The sequence below is a fragment of the Pseudocalidococcus azoricus BACA0444 genome (genome assembly GCF_031729055.1).
GTDB lineage: Bacteria > Cyanobacteriota > Cyanobacteriia > Thermosynechococcales > Thermosynechococcaceae > Pseudocalidococcus > Pseudocalidococcus azoricus.
This window is the reverse complement of sequence record NZ_JAVMIP010000002.1, coordinates 340,501-358,451: the sequence shown is the minus strand read 5'-3', so window position 1 is coordinate 358,451 and position 17,951 is coordinate 340,501. Positions and strand designations below refer to the sequence as shown.

At 46.1% G+C, this 17,951-nt stretch carries 15 protein-coding genes and 1 tRNA gene; 3 read left to right on the top strand and 13 right to left on the bottom strand.

The features are described from left to right. Nucleotides 1-226 precede the first annotated feature (226 nt). The 3 genes from ppk1 (at nucleotide 227) to RIF25_RS04150 (ending at nucleotide 4,497) form a co-directional block, all read left to right on the top strand. Nucleotides 227-2,440 carry a polyphosphate kinase 1 gene (ppk1, locus tag RIF25_RS04160; RefSeq protein ID WP_322877291.1) on the top strand — a complete coding sequence of 738 codons (2,214 nt, stop codon included), beginning with the start codon at nucleotides 227-229 and terminating at the stop codon, nucleotides 2,438-2,440. Between the two features lie 142 nt (nucleotides 2,441-2,582). Next, nucleotides 2,583-2,936, top strand: coding sequence for a hypothetical protein (locus tag RIF25_RS04155; RefSeq protein ID WP_322877290.1), 354 nt, complete (start codon nucleotides 2,583-2,585; stop codon nucleotides 2,934-2,936). A gap of 10 nt (nucleotides 2,937-2,946) precedes the next feature. Further along, nucleotides 2,947-4,497, top strand: a complete 1,551-nt coding sequence (locus tag RIF25_RS04150) for a right-handed parallel beta-helix repeat-containing protein (RefSeq protein WP_322877289.1) — start codon at nucleotides 2,947-2,949, stop codon at nucleotides 4,495-4,497. Here RIF25_RS04150 and RIF25_RS04145 read toward each other — a convergent pair. The 13 genes from RIF25_RS04145 to RIF25_RS04085 form a co-directional block, all read right to left on the bottom strand. After that, a tRNA-Tyr gene (locus RIF25_RS04145) sits at nucleotides 4,485-4,566 on the bottom strand. The genes RIF25_RS04150 and RIF25_RS04145 overlap by 13 nt on opposite strands. Nucleotides 4,567-4,891: 325 nt before the next feature. Then, the gene (locus RIF25_RS04140; protein ID WP_407682325.1) at nucleotides 4,892-5,950 is read right to left on the bottom strand and encodes a DMT family transporter; all 1,059 of its coding nucleotides are present in this window, start codon (nucleotides 5,948-5,950) and stop codon (nucleotides 4,892-4,894) included. Between the two features lie 63 nt (nucleotides 5,951-6,013). Further along, nucleotides 6,014-7,072: a tRNA 2-thiouridine(34) synthase MnmA gene (gene mnmA, locus RIF25_RS04135; protein WP_407682324.1), complete on the bottom strand. Its 1,059-nt coding sequence runs from the start codon at nucleotides 7,070-7,072 to the stop codon at nucleotides 6,014-6,016. A 339-nt stretch (nucleotides 7,073-7,411) separates the two neighbouring features. Next, entirely contained in the window at nucleotides 7,412-8,899 is a 1,488-nt protein-coding gene (locus RIF25_RS04130) for a UDP-N-acetylmuramoyl-L-alanyl-D-glutamate--2,6-diaminopimelate ligase (RefSeq protein ID WP_322877286.1), read from the bottom strand. A gap of 98 nt (nucleotides 8,900-8,997) precedes the next feature. Next, nucleotides 8,998-9,780: an ABC transporter permease gene (locus RIF25_RS04125; RefSeq protein ID WP_322877285.1), complete on the bottom strand. Its 783-nt coding sequence runs from the start codon at nucleotides 9,778-9,780 to the stop codon at nucleotides 8,998-9,000. 365 nt (nucleotides 9,781-10,145) lie between these two features. Continuing rightward, the gene (locus tag RIF25_RS04120; RefSeq protein WP_322877284.1) at nucleotides 10,146-11,087 is read right to left on the bottom strand and encodes a glycosyltransferase family 2 protein; all 942 of its coding nucleotides are present in this window, start codon (nucleotides 11,085-11,087) and stop codon (nucleotides 10,146-10,148) included. After that, complete coding sequence (locus tag RIF25_RS04115; protein ID WP_322877283.1) at nucleotides 11,068-12,222, bottom strand: glycosyltransferase WbsX family protein; 1,155 nt, start codon at nucleotides 12,220-12,222, stop codon at nucleotides 11,068-11,070. Before RIF25_RS04115 ends, RIF25_RS04120 begins: the two co-directional genes overlap by 20 nt. Nucleotides 12,223-12,246: 24 nt before the next feature. Continuing rightward, entirely contained in the window at nucleotides 12,247-12,894 is a 648-nt protein-coding gene (locus tag RIF25_RS04110) for a class I SAM-dependent methyltransferase (RefSeq protein ID WP_322877282.1), read from the bottom strand. A 17-nt stretch (nucleotides 12,895-12,911) separates the two neighbouring features. After that, on the bottom strand, nucleotides 12,912-13,718 hold the full coding sequence (locus RIF25_RS04105) for a class I SAM-dependent methyltransferase (RefSeq protein ID WP_322877281.1): 807 nt from the start codon (nucleotides 13,716-13,718) through the stop codon (nucleotides 12,912-12,914). Nucleotides 13,719-13,723: 5 nt separating this feature from the next. Beyond that, nucleotides 13,724-15,004, bottom strand: a complete 1,281-nt coding sequence (locus RIF25_RS04100; RefSeq protein WP_407682313.1) for an ABC transporter ATP-binding protein — start codon at nucleotides 15,002-15,004, stop codon at nucleotides 13,724-13,726. 105 nt (nucleotides 15,005-15,109) lie between these two features. Further along, nucleotides 15,110-15,961 (bottom strand): ABC transporter permease, encoded by an 852-nt coding sequence (locus RIF25_RS04095; RefSeq protein WP_322877279.1) that lies wholly within the window; start codon nucleotides 15,959-15,961, stop codon nucleotides 15,110-15,112. A 17-nt stretch (nucleotides 15,962-15,978) separates the two neighbouring features. After that, the gene (locus tag RIF25_RS04090; protein ID WP_322877278.1) at nucleotides 15,979-16,602 is read right to left on the bottom strand and encodes a Uma2 family endonuclease; all 624 of its coding nucleotides are present in this window, start codon (nucleotides 16,600-16,602) and stop codon (nucleotides 15,979-15,981) included. Nucleotides 16,603-16,701: 99 nt separating this feature from the next. Then, on the bottom strand, nucleotides 16,702-17,778 hold the full coding sequence (locus RIF25_RS04085; RefSeq protein WP_322877277.1) for an amino acid ABC transporter substrate-binding protein: 1,077 nt from the start codon (nucleotides 17,776-17,778) through the stop codon (nucleotides 16,702-16,704). Nucleotides 17,779-17,951 lie beyond the last annotated feature (173 nt).

Sequence of the window (17,951 nt, the reverse complement as noted above, 5' to 3'; positions counted from 1 at the left end):
CGGGGATTTTTTGCTGGTTTAACCTTAATCGGATTATAACGATCAACTGGGAAACTATGAGGCGAATTATCCTAGAGAGAATCGGTTTGCCGCCCCCTTATTTCTAAAGGCTCTAATCATGCATGAAGACGTTGCCCCAATAGAACTGAGCGTATCGGCATTAACTCCCTCTGAAGAGCCTTGCTGCACCTCCGGTAGGCTAACGCCAACGTTCGCAGAAGAAGATATGCCCCCAACCAACCCCACGGAACCCCCACAGATGACTGACATTGACTTGAAAGCAAAAGAATACTACTTTAATCGGGCTTTGAGTTGGCTGGAATTTAATAAACGGGTCCTACAGGAAGCCTATGATCCCCGCACGCCATTATTAGAGCGTTTGAAATTCATGGCCATCCATAGCTCGAATCTGGATGAGTTTTTCATGATTCGGGTCGCTGGCCTGAAGCAACAGGTCGAAAGTGGGATCACCGAAGGGAGTGCCGATGGGATTCCGCCCCAAGAACAATTGGCAGCAATCCGGCAATATCTACGTCCAACCGTCACCGAGCAACATCGGTTTTTTGAGTTAGAGTTGCGCCCGCGTCTGGCCCAAGAGGGGATTTTTCTGTTGCATTATGCGGATCTCCATCCCGAACAACAGGCCTATCTCCACCAGTACTTTATTAACCAAATTTTTCCAATCCTTACCCCCCTAGCCATTGATCCGGCCCATCCCTTTCCCTATATTTCCAGCCTCAGTTTGAACCTCCTCGTCAGCGTCCAAGATCCCACCTCTGGTCAAGAGTTGTTTGCCAGAGTCAAAGTCCCCGGTGGGTTTCCCCGTTTTGTCACCCTTCCCAATCATTTACCCCGTTCCGATCAGCATCAAGGCGGGGCCTGGGTCGGCATTCCCCTCGAAGATGTCATTGCCCACAACCTAGAATCCCTATTTCCGGGGATGAAGATTCTTAATCATTACGCCTTTCGGATTACCCGCAGTGCTGACCTAGAGCTAGAAACAGACAAAGCCGATGATTTGTTGATTGCCATTGAACAGGAAATTCGCAAGCGGCGGTTTGGCTCGGTGGTGCGTTTAGAAGTACAAAAACAGATTCCCCCCAGTATTCGCCACACCTTAATTGATGAATTGGATATTGATGAAACCGATGTCTATGATGTCGAGGGCCTGTTGTGCCTGAATAACCTCTTTTCGCTGCTGGAACTCCCTCTGCCCCATCTGAAAGACCCCAGTTGGCATCCGATTACCCCTGCGAGTTTTCATCGCGTTGATGAGCGGGAATCCCAATTTTCTCTGAACACCCTGGATCCAACCGTTGAACTTGAGCATTGGGAAGCCGCCGCCGGAGAACTATTTGGCCTAATTCGCGAGCGAGATCTCTTGGTTCACCATCCCTATCACAGCTTTGTGACCACCGTCCAACGCTTCATTACCCTAGCCGCCTATGATCCGAAGGTATTAGCGATCAAAATGACCCTCTACCGCACCTCTGGGGATTCACCCATTGTCAAGGCCCTAATTGCGGCGGCAGAAAATGGCAAGCAGGTGGCTGTATTGGTGGAGTTAAAGGCCCGCTTTGATGAGGAAAATAATATCCTCTGGGCCAGGAAACTGGAAAAAGTCGGGGTTCATGTGGTCTATGGTGTCCCAGGCCTGAAGACCCATACCAAAACCCTATTGGTGGTGCGCCAAGAAGCTGGGGAAATTCGCCGCTATGTCCACATTGGTACGGGCAACTACAACCCCAAAACAGCTGGACTTTATGAAGATTTGGGCCTGTTCACCTGCTGTCCTGATCTGGGGGCCGACCTGACGGATTTATTTAATTTCCTGACTGGATATTCTCGTCAGCGGGACTATCGGAAATTATTAATTGCCCCAGTCACCATGCGGGATCGGATGTTGGCCTTAATCCAGCGGGAAATTGAACACAGTCGCAGCGGCGGCCAGGGGCGGATTATTGCCAAAATGAATGCGATTACCGATGGGCAAATCATTCGGGCCTTATATGCAGCCTCCCAGGCCGGGGTGGAGATTGACCTGATTATTCGGGGGATGTGCTGTATTCGCCCAGGTGTTCCCGGCGTGAGTGAGCGGATTCGGGTCATCAGTGTGATTGGACGGTTTTTGGAACATTCCCGCATCTTTTACTTTGAAAATAATGGTAATCCGGAATACTTTATTGGCAGTGCGGATTGGCGTTCTCGGAACCTAGATCGGCGGGTGGAGGCGATTGTCCCGATTACGGATCCCCACACTGGGACTGAATTAAAAGGGATTTTGGATTTAATGCTCAGTGATAATCGCCAGGCCTGGGATTTACAACCCGATGGCCGTTATCAACAACGTCGGCCAGCAGACCATGAGCCAGAACGGGGAACCCATGCCGTTTTGATGGAGATGACCCGCAAAGAACTCAAGGAACGATACTTTAATTAAATTCAGCGGACTTTAATCTCGGCGTTATCTCAGGGTTGGCTGTTGGGAACTAAAACCAAAGAACTTCCCGTCAAGGATCAACGGTGAACCGAAACAGGTAAAGTAGGGGTTGCCAATTGCTAATTGTTGTGTGTGGTGGAAAATGCGCTTATTGATTGTCGCGGCGATGATTGTGGGGAGTTTACCCTTCCCGGCCTGGGCCAGTCCCAAGCTCCAAGCCTATACTCCTGAGCAGTCGGATAAATATCTCACCGCCTGTATGGACAAAGCTAAAGCCTCTGCACCACCGTTTATTTCCGAGAAATTTTTCCAGAGCTATTGCCAATGCACCCTGAGCTACATTCAAGATCGGGTCAAGTATGAAGATTTTCGCGATATGGCCAAGGCCCAAGCCCAGAATCAAGCCCTCAGCCCCAGTCAACGGCAAGCCGCGGATATCTTGGATGAAAGTCTCAAGGTTTGTTTTGCCCAATTGGGAGCTAGGTTTAAGCGCTAAGTGAGGCGATGTGGCCAAGGTCAAAGGCGGATTGGGGTGGCTGGGGCCATTGCTGCTGGGGCTATGCCTTTGGGCCTGGGGTAGTTCTGTGGGGTTAACTCAAGAGTCGGCGGTGATTTTCCATATTGATCCCGATAGCGACCTCCAGGCCCAGTTCAACCAAGCCGCCACTATCCAACATCAGGGGCAGTCTGTCCAACTCCGATTTGCTCCGGGCATTTATCGCCAAACAGCCACCTTCCAATCTCAACCCAATCCGACCTTCAAACATCTCCCTCCAGTCATCCTCAGGGCCGAAAAACTAGGCACAGTGATTTTTACCGGGGCAGATCTCTGGGACAGTTGGCAACCCACTCCATCACCGGGAATTTATCAACATCCTTGGCCGGTTCAGTGGGGCTTTTCTGGGAACCCTTGGGCCAGTTACGACATTGATTTACCCCTCCTGATGCAACGGGGAGAACTGGCCTGGGTCAATGAACACCGCCTCCAGCCTGTCTTAACCTACCCGGAACTTCAACCCGGAACCTTTCAAGTTGATGATGAGCAGGGAAATATTTATCTTGCTCCACCCGCTGATTTAGATTGGCCATCGGCCAGGGTGAAAATTAGTACCCGCCGCAATGGATTAACTCTGGATCAGGCCGAAAACATCACCCTGCAAAATTTGATCTTTGAAAAGTATGGCGGCACATTTACGGGGGCCTTAACCATTGGTCGGTCTCGAAACATTACGGTTGATCACTGTCAGTTTTATGACAATAACTGGACGGGCTTAAATATTAATGAATCGCAAGGGATGACCATAACCAATGTGATCAGTGCCGATAATGGGATGCGGGGCCTGGGTGGGGCATTTATTTCCGACTTAACCATTAAGAATGTGGAATCGCGGGGCAATAACTGGCGGGGCCATCTGACGGGCTATTACGATTGGGATGCGGGGGAAAAATATTTTTATCTGAGACGGGCAACCTTTACTAACTATCGAGCCATTGATAACTATGCCGCTGGCCTGTGGTTGGACAGTGATTACCAAAATATTATTGTGGATCACTCTCAATTTAGGGGTAATGCGGTGACGGGTTTATTTATTGAAGCGGGGCCTGGGCCGATTACAATTAAAAATTCAATCATCACTCAAAATTACAGTATCGCCCCCAATTATTTACAAACCCCCGGCCTGTTTGGTTGGGCAGCCGAAAATGTCACCCTCGAAAACAACATCATTGCTGGTAACTTGGGAGCGCAAATCGGGGTTCGAGATTTATATGTTCGTAACATTGAAATTCCTGAAGAACAGAAAACAGTCACCTTTGTCTCTCGCAACTGGCGGCTGCAAAATAACTGGCTGATGGCGACCCAGGCCCAAGAGTCCTTAATTTCTACCCTCAATGCCGAGCCATTTTTAACTACAATTCAATCGGATGGAAACCATTGGTTTAGCTACGAGGAAAAATCCTTTCGCATCCAGGGGCAAGCTTTAACGTTTCCAGAATGGCAAGACCAAACCCAACAGGATCAAAAGTCTCGCTTCTTTAGTTTAGATGGGCCGGGCTAGATTCGAACTAGCGTAGGCGTAGCCAACGGATTTACAGTCCGCCCCCATTAACCACTCGGGCACCGACCCATAACTTTTTCAGCGTTTCCTAGCTTACCACATTGAAAGAAGTTTCTTGATCATCAATTGTTCAGACTATAGCGTTACCCATTTAGGGTGAGATGGGGACAAGTCAGAAAATGCTTGATGAGCAGTCTTTTTGACATTTCTACTCTCTCAGAACAGTCTGCGTAACGCTATACTTTGTCATCTCAGGGGATCGGATTTTAATGATGGGCGGCATTTCTACCCAACAGTCCCAGAGAACCAAGTTGCTGAAACGACATCAAATTCCCGAATCCCTGAGGTAATGAGTGCATGATTTATATGCCAGGCGATCGGCAATATCTCGCACTTAAGAATCTTTAGGAAGAGATTGGCGAATAAGTTGTGGAACAGGGATTTTGGCTGGGGAAATCAGACCTGGCCCCAGAGAGCGTTGACCGTAGAGCCTTGCTCGCTCGTGGAAGAGTTGGGCCAGGTGTTGGCGTTGATTGACTAAATAAATACTGACCAAGGTTAATCCCACCCCCCAGAGTTGGAAGGAGGTGAGGGTCTCTTGCAAAATGAGTTGACCAAAGCTGAGGGCAAAGACAGGGGTGAGGAAGGTTAAGGAACTGAGACTGGTTAAGTTGCCTTGAGATGCAAAGTAAAAAAATAAGCCATAGGACAAGGCACTCCCAAACAGGGTAGCATAGCCCAAATTCAGCCAATCCAGGCCCGTTAAGTTAACCCAGGGCAGAGTATCTCCCCAAAGCCCCAGGCCCAGTAAGGGGAGTCCCCCCAAGATCATGTGCCAGCCCGTCGCCATAATTGGATCCGCATATTCTTTCACCTTGCCCATCATCACCGTACCCACCGCCATGGACAAGGCCGCTAGCAACATCCAAAATTCGCCCCGCGCCCCCAGGCCCGCCCAACTGAGGCTGAGATTGGCCACCTGTCCATGCATGAGATCAAACCACCAGGCCTGGGGAATGCCAATTAAACTAATGCCGCTAATGCCAATCAATAAACCCAGCCAACCCCAAAAGCCAATTTTTTCCCGATAAAGCCAGGCTGCCAACAAGGCCACGGCTAAGGGTTGGGAGTCAATCATGACCGAACCTAAACCGGCCCCTGTCCGCTCCAGGCCGGCGGCTAAAAAACCTTGAAATAGGCTGCCATCTACCAGAGCAAATAGACCAATCCAGGCCCAGGCCCGCAATCCTTGGGGGTGTTTACGCCGAAGCAGCCAAGCCGTGAGCAGCACTAAAATTCCCGCTGGAATTAACCGCACCGCCGCGACAAAAAAGGGACTGGTCTGGGGGAGCACCTGCTTCATCGCCACCATCGCCGTACCCCAAAAGAAGAAGGGGGAGATTAAAATTAACCGTGAAACCAGGCCTGGGCTGGTCATAGCTCTCGGCTGCACTAACGAAAGGCGATTGTTCACGGGCAGTCCACAAACTTTTGTTACAAATCCTTACGTTCTACTTTACTCAATAATTCCCCCGCCCAGCAAACGCTCCCCGTCATACCACACCGCAGCCTGGCCGGGCGTGACCCCAAATTGAGGTTCGGCAAAGACAAGCTTGGCCTGGGTTATGGGGTTGTCGGGATCGGGAATCAGGGTGGCGGGGGTGGGCTGGCTTTGGTAGCGAATTTGCACAGTCACATCGAGGGGATGATCTACTGGCGGAATACTGACCCAGTTCAGGCGTTGAACGTTGCATTCTCCCTGCTCGGCCTGGGTACGGGGGCCAACAATGACTTGATTGCGGGTGGTATCGAGAGCCAGAACATATAAGGGTTCAGCGGCGGCAATCCCAATCCCTTTGCGTTGGCCAATGGTGTAGTTATGGATGCCTTCGTGGTAGCCCAAGACCTGCCCGGATTGATCGACAATTTCGCCAGACTGGGGGGGAATATATTGGGCCAGAAATTCCCGCATCGAACCGTGGGCTTCTACCAGGCAGAGATCTTGGCTTTCTGGCTTGCTGGCCGTGTGCAAATTAAACTGGCTGGCCATGGCCCGCGTCTCGGCTTTGGTTTGTTCCCCCAGCGGAAAGAGTGTATGGGCCAAGTGATCTTGGGTTAAATCATAGAGAAAATAGGATTGATCTTTTTTCCGATCCACTGCCCGCCAGAGTTCATAGCGTTCTGTGGTCGAGTTGTAGCGAATCCGGGCATAGTGACCCGTGGCGATATGATTTGCTCCTAAGGAGGCTTGGGCATAGGCTAAGAGGGGGCCAAACTTAACCATCCGATTGCACTGGGAACAGGGTAAGGGGGTAATTCCGGCACTGTAACCCGCCACTAGGTAGTCAATTATCTGGGTCTGGAAAACCTCGCGGCTATCCACAACCTGGTAGGGAACACCCAATTCTTCACAGAGGCGGGCCGCATCCACCATCCCTTCCGAGCAACATTGCCCTTTCCCTTTCATCAGCCAAAGCGTCACCCCAATCACCGGATAGCCCTGTTGATGCAGACTGGCAATGGCCACAGAACTATCTACCCCCCCGGACAAACCGACCACAATCGGCGTTGTCAGATCAAGGGCTGGCCTGGAGGAAGATGCTAGGGTTGCAGGAAGAGGAGACATAAGACGGGTGGAAATGGGGCCATCAGCGCATTAACTTCAGTCTAACTCTGGGAAATTACCTCTGAAAGTATTATCTTTATCCATAGAGTTACGCAGACTACTCTGAAAGAGTCAAAATCCTCAACAGATTACCCATCAAAGATTTTCTGACTTATCTCAATCTGCCCCTAAAGGAGTAATGCGATAGGGATTCAAACCTTGATTGCCCCTGATCAACCTCCAGGCCAGAGAGTCCCATTGTGGAGATGCCCATGATGGCCAGGGGGTGAAAACTGACAGAGCAACTCCTTACTCCAGGTCCAGGCGTTGTTTTAAGGCGGCGGTGGCTTCTTCCCGGTCATCAAAATGAACCTTTTCGGTGCCGAGAATTTGATAGTCCTCATGACCTTTACCCGCAATCACAACTCCATCTCCGGGTTGGGCCTGGAGAATCGCGTCGAGAATGGCCTGGTGACGGTCAGCCTCCACAAGGGGATTAATGGTTGGCTCAATTCCAGCCAAAATATCCTCGAGGATGCCTTGGGGGTCTTCGGTGCGGGGATTATCCGAAGTGACGACTACGTGATCGGCTAAATCAGCGGCGATTTTTCCCATTTGCGGACGTTTGCTGCGATCCCGATCGCCACCACAGCCAAAGACACAGATCATCTGGCCGGGAATAAATGGCCGAGCGGCTTTGAGCAGGTTCTCTAAACTATCCGGTGTGTGGGCATAATCGACAATCACGCTAATATCTTGCGCCGGGCTAACCTTAACCTGCTGCATCCGGCCGGGAACTCCAGGGAACTGGGGCAAGCTGGCCAACATTGCCGTTAAATCCAGGCCCAGATGTAAGCCAACCCCAATCGCCGCCAGTAGGTTTTCGACATTAAATTGGCCCACCAAGGGTGAGTTAAAGGCTCCTGTTCCTTTGGGGGTGTGAATGATGCCAGAAACGCCATCGGCCCGATACTGTAAATCTGTCGCCCAGAGGTCAGCTTCTCCTTTAGTCCGGTAACTCCAGGCCTGGTCTGGGCCAAACTGGCTGAGTAACCGTTGTCCGTAGGGATCATCGCCGTTAATGATTGCGCGCCCTTTGAGATAGTTCTCCTCAAACAATAGAGCCTTGGCCGCAAAATAATCCTCTAAGTCCTTGTGGTAGTCCAAATGGTCTTGGGTGAGATTGGTAAACACCGCCGCCGTAAATTCACAGCCCCAGGTTCGTCCTTGAGCTAAGGAATGGGAACTCACCTCCATAATCCCCACCTTGGCCCCGGCCTGGACTGCCGCGGCTAATTGCCCTTGAAGAGTCACAGCAAAGGGAGTGGTATGGGTCGCAATCACTTCATGGCCTGGCCAGCGACTATAGAGGGTGCCAAAGAGAGCCGGGGCCTGGTGAGCTTCATTAACCAGATATTCAATCAAATGAGTGGTGGTCGTTTTGCCATTGGTGCCGGTCACACCCACAAGGGAAAGTTTTTGGGCGGGATAGTTGTAAAAGGCGGTTGCCAGTTGTCCACAGGCCTGCTCAATCTGATCTACAGGGATCACGAGGGCCGGATTGTTGGGGTCGGGTAGCTTGGCCTGGGGAGAGACAACCGCGGCAATGGCTCCAGCAGCAACGGCACTTGGCCAAAAATTCCCCCCATCTACCCGGGTTCCCGGCATCCCAATAAATAAAGTTCCCGAGCGGCAATCCCAAGAATTTGTACTTAATTGGGTGACTTCATCCTCTAGGGCAGGAGATTCACTCGAGCAGGGGACATGAGCCGCAACTAAAAGCTCTCGTAAACGCATACCGATCCCATCCTCCAGGCCATGATTGAGTCTTGGCAGAAATTTTAGGCTATTTGCTTGGGTTTATTCAGGCCAACGTTGAGAAGTCTAGAGAAACCCTAAGCCGAAGCACTGGTATAAAACCGGAGTGCAAACCGCCAAAACCGATTTGAGGCATACAGTAATCCCCCCGCCAACCCGACTGCACCGAGAATCCACGGCAGTTGTCCCCGCCCCAAAATGACCTCTGCTGGGACTGTGGTTAAGAAGGCAACTGGAACAATAAAGGTAAAGAAAAAGCGATAGGCCGCTGGATAAGCCACCATTGGATAGCGTCCCGCTTCCACCAGCCCCCGCAACACCTCTGTCACATTATAAATTTTTACAAACCAAATACTGGTCGCCCCCAACATAAACCAAAGACTGTAAAAGCTAATGACACCCAAGCCCAACGGCCCCAGGCCAGCCAGGTAACTTTGCCAACTGAGTCCTAAACGCTGTCCCCCATAGAGAATAATTAAACCACCAAAGATCACATCAGGAATGCCCCAAAGGGAGACACTGTAGGCGGATAACCAAAACTGGCTGCTAATGGGTTTGAGCAAAACAAAATCCAATGTCCCTTCCTGAACTTGCCGAACAATTCGGTTCAAGTTGGGAACTAAAAAAGTGGCGGATATCCCCTGCAAAATCGTGAAAACTCCCAAGACAATCAGGGCTTCAGCCCAAGACCACCCCGGAAAAGTATGCCCATCACGGTAAAACAAAAATAGGCCAAAAATTCCCCCGACTAAATTGCCTAGGCTACTGAGGGCGGCAATAAAAAAGTTAAACCGATATTCCATTTCCGCTGCGGTGGCAGTCGTCCAAAACAGAAAAATCAACCGAAAATATCGAGACAAGGGGAAAACAATCCATCACCATCTATAGCAATCCTACCTGAGACAAGGATCATTCGAGGCGATCACCTTGGCAAAATCAACACTCTAATTCCCAAAACCAATTGTGATTGCTATACTTTGGGATAGAAATTTACTCGTAAAACTAGCTAATTCGCCTGATTCTAAAATCGTTTTTAGGTCTATTCTAGAACTAGGGTGAACTCCCATGAATCATGCGGAGCTATACAATCAAGATTTTTATGCATAGACACAAAACCAGGCCCAAGCTTTAGCAGAACAAAACCTATCTCATTTAGATTGGCAAATTTTATGAGAAGAAGAAGCTTTGGGAAAGCAAGAATTGAGGACTGGGAAGAACATCCAAGTTAAATTAAAAGGAAAAAACCTAGATTTTTCAATCTTGTGGGTTGATAAAACCCATACTTAATCATTTGGTACTTTCTAGTAGACCAGGCCTGGTTGGGAAGATTGATATAAGTATCAATAATCTTAAGTTGCTCAGGTAAGAGATGATCTTGAAAGGTTTCACGAAATTTTTTAGCTTGAATAATAGTTTTTTGAATATCAATTCTAACTTTTTCTAGGTTACGGAGACGCGAAAGGATATAGTTAAGCCCCCATTGTCTAGCACCAACATTGTTTTTTTGATGTTGACGATAAAGCACAGTAGGTTCGGAAATGTAGGCAATTTTGCCAAAAGTAGCGGCGGTCAGGGCAATCCACCAATCATGCATGATAGCTTCTGGGGGAATAGGGCTTACTAGGTCTTTGAGAGGTTTGTTGATGAGCACTGTGCAGCCTGTGACAAAGTTTTGCACGAGTAATCTAGGTAGTAGTTTAGGGGGATTAGGATCGAGGTTTTGGTAATGTCGAAAGGATGGATGGAGCAGGTTAAGGTCTTGATCAACAACGGTAAGATCAGTATGGACAAGAATAGGAGTGTAGCTACCATATATAGCTTCCATTTCTTGCATTTTTTTTAGACTAATCTCCATCTTGTGTGAAAGCCAAACATCATCTTGATCAGAAAAAAAGATGTATTTTGACTTCGCACCAGAAAAAAGAGCATTTATACTTTCCAAAACTCCAACATTAATCCATTGAATGTAAAGCGATATATGTTGAGGATAACTACTTATAATTTTATTAATTATTTGGGTTGAATGATCATCAGAGCAATCATCAATTATTCTGACAAGATAGTTAGTTAATGACTGATCAAGAAGAGATAGAACTTGAGACTCAACAAAACTCGAACCATTATAGACTGGAAGAAGTATTTCTACCTTATTCTGAAATTTGCTCATATACTGATATAGCACTTTTTAATGCATCTAGATACTGAAGTCCAAACCTTGAATCTGGCTCAAGATAAGCAGATTCTGCCCATTCATTCCAAGCATTAATAAAAATAAACTGCTCGTTTAATTTTTTTTTGGAAACCTTGGCAATTAACTGTTTCATATACGTCTCAAATTTATACGGGTTAGCATCTCGAAATATAGTTGCCCTTTCTCGATACCTTGCAGTGTTATCCCAATCAACAAATGCACCCTCAAACAAAGGTAATTGAGCATCTATTTCTTGACGTATGATCTGCTGCCAAACAACATCATAATCATAAAAAGTCAAAAAAGACTTATTTTTACTTTTTAAATTAGATAAATTATTCTTTATATAACTTGGTATATAATTATAGGCATTTTTGATTTTATTTTTAACTTTTGCAAGAATGTGCGGCATGGAATTTTTTCTGAAATTGTATGCAGTATAAAATGGCTGAAAGAGCATAATTCCGTTGAAATGTTGAAGAATACTAAAGTCAGGTAGTTGGTATTGATTCATGGCAATAAAAAATATATCATTTAACCCAAATTCTTTTGCTCTTAATCTCCAGTAATTAAACATTTCACCAATTTTCTGAATTTTCTGAGGTCGATAAATTAGAAAAATTGGCTTTCCATCTATAGTTATAGCTCTCTTGTCTGTCCATGCCTTGATTAGGTAATCAAAATGCAATGACCAGCTACTAATTTCAGCAGGGTGAGTTTGCAATTGCAAAATATCGTGATCTTGTCCATCCCATCTTCTTGACCAAGTTTCATTAGCCCAGGCAAGGCAAAATTTTATATCTATATCTTTATTCTCAAGTAAAATATTAGTTGGTTTTTCTAGTAACTGTTTACCATTAAACCAGTAGTGATAGTGACAAAAACCATATATCCCGTACTGCTTCGCTAAACTGACTTGATCTTTAATTACTTCTTCTTTAGATTGATCATAATAATTCTCACTTGCAGGAATACGTGGTTGATAATGTTCTGGAAAAAGAGGATTTGCTCTCCGCACATTGACCCAATCTGTGAAACCTTCGCCCCACCACTTATCATTCTCTGGAATTGCATGAAGCTGAGGGAAATAAAGAGCAATTATTTTTGCCATGAGGTACTTACCAGTTATGTTAAGTTAGCTATAATTCGGCTTAACTAGACAAGCAAACTGAATATATTTCATATCATAGAAAGGGCCTAAAAGTAGCTTAGAAATAAGCTTTCCATGTATGGATTCTGAACGATTAATTCCATCCATTTTCAATATGGTATATCCTTGTTCTTCAAACATCTTTATAATACTTTTCCTTGTAAAGAAACGAAGATGAGTTCTATCAAGGACACCATAATCTTGATAATCCCAATTACCCTTTACAAGAAGCTCATATAGAACTGGAGCGTGTCGAATGTTAGGCAGTGAGGCTATCACGACACCTTGGTCGCTTAAATTTTTCTTGACTTTTTTTAGAACAGTATACGGATCAATAAGATGTTCGAGCACGTCATTAAATATTATGCAATCAAAATATTTTTCAGGAAGGCCATTAAGAGCATCTGATATATCCTTAAGAATAACTTTATCAAGGCGTTGACTAGCAACTCGAGCAGCTTCAGGATTAATTTCGATTCCCCACGCCTCAACTCCAAATTTATCCTTAACAAGACTTGCAAAGCCGCCATTAGCACAACCAATATCTAAAATTTTCTTTGAATAAGCTGGAATAAAAGCCAACATTTCAATTCTATCGTTATTAAAATACCAATTTTTAATGACTTGTTTCATGATATTTATTCCTTTAATTACTTACTCTCATTGAGATTAATTGCAAATAATTTAATAAAAAGATTCTTAATCAAAAACCATTGAGTTCGCAGCTTCCAAAAAAAGCTCTTTTCAATATTTTCAATAGCTTTTGCATGAGTTAATAAAAGATTCATATTTTGAGTCTTTAGTTGTTTTAACTCAAGGTCAATTGAACTTAATGCACGTTTCAAGTTAGTCACTTCAAACTTATATAACTCTAATTGCCCAGATGGCGTTAAAACTTCAAAAAGATGAGTATAAATTTCCATCGAATCTGAACACTGCTTATCGAAAGTTAAAGGTTTACGTGCTATGAGAACAGAGTCATGCCAAACATTACTTCCATCGTTATAATTTTCATTTTCCCATTGTGTAAAGGCTTCTAAAACCTCAAGTTGAGCAAAGTTAGCCAATGCAATCATACCATCAGGGTAGAACCTCCAGCAATCTAAAGGGTATCTGTGTTCATATCCAGTAGAAGGAGCAATTAGACAACATAATCCTCCGGGTTTTAGTACTCGTGCAATCTCTAAAATAGTTAACCAAAAATACTGAATGTGCTCCAAGGTTTGTCCAGATATTAACACATCAACTGAGTTTGAACTTATTTCATTCCACCTGTATGGATCACGAAGTAAAATATCTACATTTTCTCCAACCTCTAAATCTAAACCAATATATTTCCAGCCAGGAATATTGAAAATAGGGCGATATGATCCTCCAATGTTTTGGCTGCCAAGGTCTAATATATAAAGTTCTTCAGATGATTTTTTATTAAGATATTTATTGACAAATAACTGCATTTTGTCTATTGAGCTTTGGTGCATAGCGATGCCTCCCATTTCAAAATTGGCCTTACCAACCCCGGAAATTCTCCAGTATACTCTCCACGAGCAGAACTTCCTGATATGTTGTCAGTAACTTTAAATGCTAGAGCATTTGGCTCATGCAGATGAATACTAAATGGTTCTGGTGTTAATATTGCAAGTCCAATAATAAATGTCCCCTCTGCAAGGAAATTTGAAGGAATCCATACTGTTGCTGAATAGTCTCCTTGACTGCGTGGCACATTACGCATAGATGAAACAATATCATGGGAGTTTAAGATATTGATACCTTGATCATTAAATAAGTTACATCCATGTGTAAAAACATAACCACTTTTTGTTACTCTATAGTGAATAGTGATTCCAATTTCCTCTGTTATCTCAAAATTGCTTTTTATAGTACCATCTTTACTATGAACTTTAGCCTTTAAGAAAAAAACTATCTTATCATCAGAAAAATTATCAAAACTCCACTGCTTAAAGTTTGTAGCACCTAAGTCAGAGTTGATGTAGTGAGTTATTGCTTTTCTAGTCGATCCATGGTATCCAACACCACCCCGCATTAGAAGAATTGTTTCACTACAAAGTCTAACAACAGCACCCATATTGTGGCTAACAAATAAGATGGTTTTTCCTTCTTTTTTGCTGACATCTCCCATCTTTCCTAAACACTTCTTCTGAAACTGAGCATCCCCCACTGCCAAAACCTCATCTACAATTAAAATCTCAGGTTCCAGATGAGCCGCCACCGCAAAAGCCAATCGAACATACATCCCCGATGAATAATGTTTAACCGGCGTGTCTAAAAACTTTTCCACCTCTGCAAAGGCGACAATCTCATCAAACTTAGCCCGAATTTCAGTCCGACTCATACCCAGGATTGCCCCATTCATAAAAATATTTTCCCGGCCTGTCAACTCAGGATGAAACCCCGTCCCCACCTCCAACAAAGAGCCAACCCGGCCCCGAATCACCGCCTCCCCAGTTGTAGGCTTGACAATCCTCGATAAAATTTTTAACAGTGTACTCTTACCCGCCCCATTTCGCCCAATAATTCCCACCACATCCCCTTGCTGGACATCAAAACTCACATCCTGCAAAGCCCAAAACTCTTCCCAATGGCCTGGCTGCCACCCACCCTTAAGGAATCCCTGTACTCCCCCCCACAGATCCTCGCGCAAACTGCGATAGGCCAATGACTTTTGGGCCCGAATTCGATACCGCTTCCCCAACCCTCGCACTTGAATTACTGGCTGACCCATAGAACCCTAGGCAACTGATACTCTAAATCTACCCAAAACTTGAGGCTTGTCACTCAATCCCCAAAAATTATAGTCTTCTGAGCAGATGGACTTTCTTTGATATTCCTAAATCACATCCGCAAATTCTCGCTCAACCGCCTGAAACGTCAGAACCCCCAGGCCAAGGAAAATCACCCCACACACCATAGACCAGGCCAAGGCCCAGCCACTCAGCGGCGTAATCCCCGTCACTGCAAACCGAAACCCATCAATCACGGCCGCCATTGGATTTAGGTAATACCACTTCTGGAACTGCGGCGGGACAATTTCCACTGAAAAAATCACAGGAGAAGCAAAAAAGAGAATCTGCATTAAAAACGGGACAAGATACTGGAAATCGCGATAACGCACATTCAAAGCACCGAAAAATAACCCAATTCCCGTGGCTAAGACCATCGTTACGACCATCAGAACTGGAATCAGCCCAAGGCTCCAAGTCGGACGCAAACCATAAATAAAGGTCAAGGGCAACAGCAGAAACAACGATACAACAAAATCAATCCAGGCCGAGGCCACCGCCGCAATCGGAATCATCAATCTCGGAAAATAGACTTTAGAAATCAGTTGGGACTCCCCAATTAAGCTGCCACTAGCCCGATTCACCCCTTCCGCAAACAGCGTCCATAACACTAAAGCGGCATAAACAAAAATTGGATAAGGCACGCCAGCAGTAGGAATCTTAATTAACTTGCCAAAAATAATATTGAAAATGATCATTGCCACTAGGGGCTGAAGTAACACCCAGGTAACGCCGACAAGGGTTTGTTTGTAGCGGACACTGATCCGTCTGAGCGTCAGCATATAGAGTAGCTCTCGATAGTGCCAAAACTCCTGGAGCACTTCTGTTAGGGGCGGATTTTTCGCCGAAATGAGGGTAATGGGGGACACTCCATCACTGTCAAGCTTTTGATCATCCACGATATCTGATCCCCTCTCTACTCCTGTTCCGCACCAACCGCAAACATCACTCCCTCATAAATATCCTTCAGCCTAATTTGTACATCAAGAGAGGCCAAAACTAGAGAACGATCCTCCCCGTGAATATCTGTTAGAACCCATTGTCCTTCTGGATTCTTAGTAAACTGCTCAATGGCAAACTGATCCGGATCAATCAGAATATAGTCTCTTAATTCAGGAATCGAGCGATAGCGGGTAAACTTTGTCCCTCGGTCATAGTCTTGGGTGGATGGGGATAATACCTCGACAATCAGCATCGGGTTGGTAATGGTTGTGGTTCCCTTGCCCACATAGATTGGCTCACCCTGAATAACCATCACATCGGGATAGGTAAATTGGCGAAATTGGGGCATCCATAATCTGACATCAGCGAAGTAAATGCGATACTGTTTGCCTTTAAGGGCTAATTTCAAAAATGTATAACAATTACCAGCAATCTCATTATGGTTTGTTGTTCCACCGGCCATCTCAACAATTTCCCCATCTCGATATTCATGCTTCAGATCAGATTTCTCCTCTATTTCTAAATATTCCTCAGGAGAGTAGGATAACTTGTCCGTCACCTCATTTGGCACGGCCTGAATCAGAGTTGCGGTCATCATTTAAGCGATGGCTCCCTTAAGAACTCATTCGTTCAATTATAAATGGCATCCCTAAACGGGATCAGGCTCAGGGTTTGGCCGCCAGTTGAATTTAACCCCTTAACGAAAAGGAGGTGAATACATCAGACCGCCTTTTGTCCAGAGGTTGTTTTGTCCCCGCTCCAGTTTTAAGGGCGTTTGGCTCCCTAGATTCCGTTCATAGATTTCGCCATAGTTTCCCACGGCTTTAATGATATTGGCCACAAAGTCTGGAGCGACCCCAAGCCCTTGGCCGAGTTCTCCCTCAACCCCTAAAAATCGCCGCACATTGGGATCTGGATTTTGGAGTTGTTGATTGAGGTTGGCCTGGGTAATTCCCAATTCTTCGGCATTGATGAGGGCATAAATTGTCCACCGAACCATGTTTCTCCAGGCCGGGTCTCCGGCAATTACCGCTGGGGCCAATGGCTCCTTAGAGAAAACTTCTGGTAAAACAATATTTTGCTCGGGATTGGGTAAGGTTTGACGGCGTGAGACTAATTGAGAGCGATCCGCTGTAACCGCATCACACCGTCCCTCGGCATAGGTGGCAAAGGTGGTATTCACATCTTCAAAGACAACGGGGGTAAAGGCGGCCTTCAGGGTTCGCATCTGATCCGTAAAGTTTTGCTCGTTGGTGGTGCCGGTTTGCATACAGACGGATTTTCCAGCCAGATCCGCCAGTTTAGTAATCCCACTGTTTTGACGCACCATCACGGCCTGGCCGTCATAGAAGACAACTGGGGCAAAGGTAATCCCTAGATTGGTGTCGCGGCTCATCGTCAGGGTGGTATTGCGACTGAGGAGATCCACTTCTCCCGTTTGCAGGGCTAAAAATCGTTCCTTGGCATTGAGATTGCGAAATTCAACGGCATTGGGATCATTAAATAGGGTGGTGGCCACGGCTCGACAAATATCCGCATCCAGGCCGGCGTAGTTCCCCTGAGCATTCACAAAGCTAAAGCCAGGCAGTTCACCACTCACACCACAGACTAATTTGCCCCGTTGTTTGATGATGGCCAGGCGATTGCTGCTGGTTGGGGTCGCGTTGGGGGCAGTGGGAGTGGATGTTGAGGCTGGCGGCGCGTCTCCGTCACAGGCCATTAAACTCAAGCATGAGAGTAAAACAATTCCAGATAGCTTGAACAACTTGTGCATGATGGTCTTCTGGAGGGTGCGTACTACCAACGTCTTCTCCCTATTTTTTATGGGTTAATGATTCCCTGACACTATAGCTTAGGATGGCGAATGGCCTGGGTTTGGGGTTGGCTGAAGGGCTAATGTTAGGATTGAAAAGATGCAGGGTAGTGAGATCCACGGATCGGGGTCTC

What these genes read in the sequence shown, in the direction of transcription:
- ppk1 (WP_322877291.1), top strand. Translation starts at nt 227, where the DNA reads ATGCCCCCAACCAACCCCACGGAACCCCCACAGATGACTGACATTGAC.
- RIF25_RS04155 (WP_322877290.1), top strand. Translation starts at nt 2,583, where the DNA reads ATGCGCTTATTGATTGTCGCGGCGATGATTGTGGGGAGTTTACCCTTC.
- RIF25_RS04130 (WP_322877286.1), bottom strand. Translation starts at nt 8,899, where the DNA reads ATGCGTTTACGAGAGCTTTTAGTTGCGGCTCATGTCCCCTGCTCGAGT.
- RIF25_RS04120 (WP_322877284.1), bottom strand. Translation starts at nt 11,087, where the DNA reads ATGAGCAAATTTCAGAATAAGGTAGAAATACTTCTTCCAGTCTATAAT.
- RIF25_RS04115 (WP_322877283.1), bottom strand. Translation starts at nt 12,222, where the DNA reads ATGGCAAAAATAATTGCTCTTTATTTCCCTCAGCTTCATGCAATTCCA.
- RIF25_RS04110 (WP_322877282.1), bottom strand. Translation starts at nt 12,894, where the DNA reads ATGAAACAAGTCATTAAAAATTGGTATTTTAATAACGATAGAATTGAA.
- RIF25_RS04105 (WP_322877281.1), bottom strand. Translation starts at nt 13,718, where the DNA reads ATGCAGTTATTTGTCAATAAATATCTTAATAAAAAATCATCTGAAGAA.
- RIF25_RS04100 (WP_407682313.1), bottom strand. Translation starts at nt 15,004, where the DNA reads ATGGGTCAGCCAGTAATTCAAGTGCGAGGGTTGGGGAAGCGGTATCGA.
- RIF25_RS04090 (WP_322877278.1), bottom strand. Translation starts at nt 16,602, where the DNA reads ATGATGACCGCAACTCTGATTCAGGCCGTGCCAAATGAGGTGACGGAC.
- RIF25_RS04085 (WP_322877277.1), bottom strand. Translation starts at nt 17,778, where the DNA reads ATGCACAAGTTGTTCAAGCTATCTGGAATTGTTTTACTCTCATGCTTG.